Below are 4,807 nucleotides of genomic sequence, written 5' to 3'. Positions count from 1 at the left end.
GTGGTGCCGCTGGAGGCCCTCCTCGGCGCGGAGGGGGCGGCCCCGGCCACCACGGACCGCGGGCGGCTGCTGCCGCCCTCGGCTCTGCGGGCCTTCGCTTCGGACTCCCTCGTGCGGCGGCTGGTCACCGACCCCGTCGAGGGCGTGGTCGACATCGGCCGGGCCCGCAGGACGTTCCCCTCCCGCATCCGCGAGGCGCTGGTGGCCACGGCGGGCACGTGCCAGTGGGAGGAGGGGTGCAGCGTTCCGGCGCGGTGGTGCCAGGGCGACCACCGCACCGAGTGGTGGGAGGGCGGGGCCACCGCCCTGGGCAATGCGCAGCTGCTGTGCGGGCGGCACAACCGCGAGAAGCACATGCGCCGCCTCCAGGCCCACTACCGGGCCCGGGCCTCCGGGGCCGGAGGACACCGGGACACCACCCGCCGACCGGAGCGAGGGCCCGGCGGGGACGACGATGACGGGCCACTAACCGAGGCCGCATAGGCCACCGGGTTCTGGCCCAGGATTCACGGGCTTCTCCGGATCGGGAAGCACTGGGGGTACGGCACATAGTGCACCAGCGGAGGATCACGGAACTTCCCGCCTCGGCGGGTAGCCGCCGCGGCCTCTCCAGGAGGACCCCACCGAGGGGCTCACAGGAGAGGCGTGGGCCCCGGATGGGTGCCCCCTCCCCCGCTACGTCAGTCACTTCCCCGTGAACGGCCTGCTCGGTGGGTCTGCAATGGATCGTGCGAAGAATTTTGTACTGCATGATCCAAAACGATGATAGCGTCCCAGCCATGGGACGACCCCGGAAGTTCGACGAGGAGCGCGTCGTCGATGCGGCCTGCCGCGTGTTCTGGCGCAAGGGATACGAGGCCGCGTCCGTCGATGAGCTGTGCGCCGAGACCGGCCTGACCCGGAGCAGCCTGTTCAACGCCTTCATCTCCAAAGAGCACCTGTTCAAGCGGGCGCTCTCGCACTACCTCTCCTCCCGTTCGGCCCGACAGGCGGAGGTGCTCGACACTCCCGGCGTCCCCGGCGCCGAGCGGATCCGCCGGGTGCTCGCCCTGGTCCTGGAGGACGAGGCGGCCAACCGCGGCGGTGAGGGCGAAGGCGGCCCCGGGTGCTTCTCGGTCAACACCATCACCGTGATGGCGCACCTCGACCCGGAAGTGGCCCGGCTCGTCGAGGCCGACCTGCACCGGCGCCTGTCATCCCTGCGGCTGGCCCTGATGGACGGTCGGCTGGACGGGTCGATCACCTCCGGCCGCGAGCCCGGTGAGCTGGCCTGGTACCTCAATTCGGTGATCTCGGGGATGCGCGTCTCCGGGCAGGCCGGTGCCGACTCGGCCGCGCTCGAAGCGGTCGCCGCGGCCGGAATGGACGCGCTGAGCGGCTGAAGCCGCGTCCAGTGAGGGGTGGAGCCGCCCGGAGCGCGGGAAGGCCCACCCTTGCGCCTGCCCGGCCGGCCGGTGATTGAGAGCCCTGTCAGGGGCGAGTCGCGGCCTGGCTTGCCAGAGTTTTGGTCTACACAGTCCAATATTGGAAAGGGACCGGATGACGAACACCCACAGGGCAGAGGCGACCGCGGAGCCGCCCCCGCCGGGCACGCCCGGTGCGTCGGAGGGGCGCCCCGGACATCCCCGCGACCGGGTCCCACCAGCCGTCCGCCTCGTGGCCCTGGGCATCTTCACCATGGTCACCAGCGAGTTCGCCGTGGGTGGCCTGATGCCGCGGATGGCCGAAGGGCTCGGCACCGGCGTCCCGCAGGTCGGCTACCTCATCACCGCGTTCGCCCTGGCCATGGCCGTCGGCGGGCCGGTCGCCGCCACGGCCCTGCACCGGCTGCGCCCGACGACCGCCCTGCTCGTGCTCTACGCCGTCTTCCTCGCCGGGAACGCACTGGCGGCCGCCGCGCCCGGCTACACCGCCATGTTCGTGGCGCGTGTGGTCACCGGCGCCGCCTCGGGCGCCTTCTTCGGCGTGGCGCTGAGCGTGGTGGCACGCATCACCCGGCCGGAGCTGCGCGGCCGCGCCACCGGCGTCGCGATGCAGGGGCTGATGGTCGGCACCCTGCTCGGGCTGCCGCTCGCGACGTTCCTCGGTGAGCTGTGGGGGTGGCGGGCGGCCTTCGTCGCGATCGGCGTCCTCACCCTGGTCGCGGCGGGCGCGAGCGCCGCCGCCCTGCCGCGCCTGGACCACCCGGAGGCGGTCGGTGGACTCGGCCGCGAGGCCGCGGTGCTGCGGGACTCGCGGCTCATCGGCGCGATGCTCTGCTCGACCCTCATCATCGGTGCGACCTTCGCGGCCTTCTCCTACTTCACGCCGATCCTCACCGAGGTCACGGGCTTCTCCAGCGGGACGGTCCCGTTGCTGCTCCTCGCCTACGGGGCCGCGACGGTGGTGGGCAACGCCGTGGTCGCGCGCTTCGCCGTGTCCAGGACCCTGACGGTGATCGCCGCGGGGCTGGCCCTGAACACCGCCTTCCTGGTGACGTTCGCGCTGGCCGCCGGCCACAAGGCGCCCGCCGTCGTGGCCATGGCCGGGATCGGGCTCGTGGGGGTCACCATGAACCCGGCCATGATCACCCGCGTGCAGCGGATCGGGAACGCCGGTCCGCTGGTCAACACCGTGCATTCGTCCTTCATCACGATGGGCGTCGTGGTCGGCTCGTGGGTCGGCGGCCTGGGGATCGACGCATTCGGTCTGCGGGCCCCGTTGTGGACGGGGGCGGCCCTGGCCCTTGTCGGTCTGGCGACCCTGCTCCCCAGCGCGGCAAGGCGGCTTCGAGAGTGACGCCCCCTCTCTCCCCCTGGGACTTCCGGGCTCGTGTGTAGCCGTTGTGCGTCGGAATCAGCATGTATAGCTTCCGATGATGGAGCCGAATGAGAGACGCACCGATCAGGGTGACCGATGGATCAAGGCGTCCAAGGAGAGCGTCTACCAGGCGATGGTGGACCGGCACGGCCTTGAACGGTGGCTGCCGCCGTCGGACATGGTCGGGCGGATGGAGCGGTTCGACCCGCGGCCAGGGGGCGGCTACCGGATGGTCCTCACCTATAGGGGGCGGGGAAAGGGCAAGGCGACGGAGGGCTCCGACATCGTGGAGGCGGAGTTCACCGACCTCGTTCCCGGCGAGAGGGTCGTGCAGCGCGTGGAGTTCGTGGCGGACGACCCCTCCTTCTCCGGGAGGATGACGATGTCCTGGCTGCTCGACGCGGAACACGGCGGCACCCGGGTGACCATCAGGGCGGAGAACGTGCCGCCGGGGATCTCGCGCACCGACCACGAGGCCGGCCTGGCCTCCAGCCTCGCCAACCTGGCCGCCTACGTGGAGGCCGACGGGGCGGAGTGACCGCACCGGGAGCGCCGCTCCCTTCGGAAGCCCCGGCTCGGTGCCCGCCCCTCAGTCCCACCAGAGGAACCAGCCGCTGGTGGGGGCGACCTTCTCCGCGAGCGCCGCGACGGACCCGATCCCCTGATCGACGATGTCCGGGCAGTAGGCGTACATCTCCATCGCGGCGAGGGCGGCGCCGCCGGGCGTCGTCGGTGCGCGGTCGACCAGCAGCTCGATCACGTCGCCCGTCATACCGACCAGGTCGGCCCCGTACTCCTCGTGGAAGTGCCGGAGTACCGCCATGTGGTGGTCGCCCTCCAGAGCGTGGTTGCCCGCGCCGCCCCAGCGCAGGAGGGCGGGGACCTCATGTCCCGCGGACGCCCGCACCAGCATGAGCAGGGTGCTGGGGGATGCGACGGACCAGGGGGTGGAGGGCTCCGGTGCGAAGCGGGAGCCGCGCTCGGGTGTGGCCAGCCGGGATTCGGCGATGAGGTTCTGGGCGAGGTCCGCCGCGTCGTGGACGAGGTTCGGGGCGGGGTCCGGAGAGGAGAGTTCGACGAGTTCTCCCGCCGCTGAGAAGCGAGCGGCCTTCGACGTAGGGGAGCCGTGGCGGCCGGCGCCGTCGGTGTCCTCTATGAGGAAGGTGCGGGCATAGAGGTCCTGGAGGAGGGAGACCGGGTCGTGTTTGTCCCCCAGACCGAGGGCCGAGGTGTCGAGCGCGCCGTCGAGCATCTCCCAAGGCGGGAGTGCGGGGGACGGTGCGCCGCTCAGGACGGGCCACCACCCGCTGGACTCGTGGAGTGCGCGCAGAGAGGACCAGAGGGGGACGACGTCGGCCTCGGGGACGGCGGCGACGTATACGGGGGACCCAGCGATGTCCACCGCGACCCGATCCATCTCCGGGAGCGAGCGGCCGCGCTGCGCGCAGGCGGTGCGCAGAACGGGGATCGGCATAGGAAGGTGCATGTCGCGACCCTAAGGATGCGCGCGGACAAGCACGGCGGGATCCGCCGAAACTGTGGACATCTCCAAGGGGTGCCGACGCCCGTGGTGCTCCGGGCGCGGGTCGGTGGACGAGCAGGAAGGTCGGGGCGTTCGCCGTCTCTGCCGGCGACCTTGACGGCGGCTCTGTGCGGAGCCGGGGCGAGCGGCGTGCGGTGGGCGAGGGGGAGGCAGGCTGGAGGGAGGCGCAGAGCACATGGCGCCGGCCCCGGATCCGGTTTGGCGTAGGGGATTCGAGCGGCTATAGTCATCCAGGTCGCTCGGAGCGGGGGCAAGAGCCCCGGACTCGGGCGGCGGTCTTCTCTCGGTCGAAGCGAACACCGGACGACGGTGGGCGTGACCGCATCCTTCCGGACACGGAACACGTGGTTCTGAGCACCGGCGAACCGATGGCATACTAGATCACGTGCCTGAAGCGCGCCCTTTCTCGGAACCGGGCAAACCCTCCGGAACGGGTGAGTCAGGGAAAACCGGAACAACCCGCCG

The 4,807-nt window shown here is 71.6% G+C and carries 4 protein-coding genes and 1 pseudogene; 4 read left to right on the top strand and 1 reads right to left on the bottom strand.

Annotated elements, in window-relative coordinates; all coding sequences use genetic code 11:
- From C892_RS0120780 to C892_RS0120765, 4 genes and pseudogenes are all read left to right on the top strand, one after another.
- A pseudogene (locus C892_RS0120780) lies at positions 1–483 on the top strand (HNH endonuclease); the annotation flags it as partial.
- Positions 484–779: 296 nt separating this feature from the next.
- A complete protein-coding gene (locus tag C892_RS0120775) occupies positions 780–1,382 on the top strand; it encodes a TetR/AcrR family transcriptional regulator (RefSeq protein WP_017558760.1) in 603 nt (200 codons plus the stop codon).
- A 274-nt stretch (positions 1,383–1,656) separates the two neighbouring features.
- Positions 1,657–2,778 carry an MFS transporter gene (locus C892_RS0120770; RefSeq protein ID WP_017558759.1) on the top strand — a complete coding sequence of 374 codons (1,122 nt, stop codon included), beginning with the start codon at positions 1,657–1,659 and terminating at the stop codon, positions 2,776–2,778.
- A 76-nt stretch (positions 2,779–2,854) separates the two neighbouring features.
- Positions 2,855–3,337: an SRPBCC family protein gene (locus C892_RS0120765; RefSeq protein ID WP_017558758.1), complete on the top strand. Its 483-nt coding sequence runs from the start codon at positions 2,855–2,857 to the stop codon at positions 3,335–3,337.
- A gap of 51 nt (positions 3,338–3,388) precedes the next feature.
- On the opposite strand, the gene C892_RS0120760 is transcribed toward C892_RS0120765, so the two are convergent.
- The gene (locus C892_RS0120760) at positions 3,389–4,273 is read right to left on the bottom strand and encodes a DUF4253 domain-containing protein (protein WP_017558757.1); all 885 of its coding nucleotides are present in this window, start codon (positions 4,271–4,273) and stop codon (positions 3,389–3,391) included.
- Positions 4,274–4,807 lie beyond the last annotated feature (534 nt).

This window comes from Nocardiopsis baichengensis YIM 90130 (genome assembly GCF_000341205.1).
Taxonomy (GTDB): domain Bacteria; phylum Actinomycetota; class Actinomycetes; order Streptosporangiales; family Streptosporangiaceae; genus Nocardiopsis_A; species Nocardiopsis_A halophila.
This window is presented reverse-complemented; position numbering and strand designations above follow the sequence as displayed.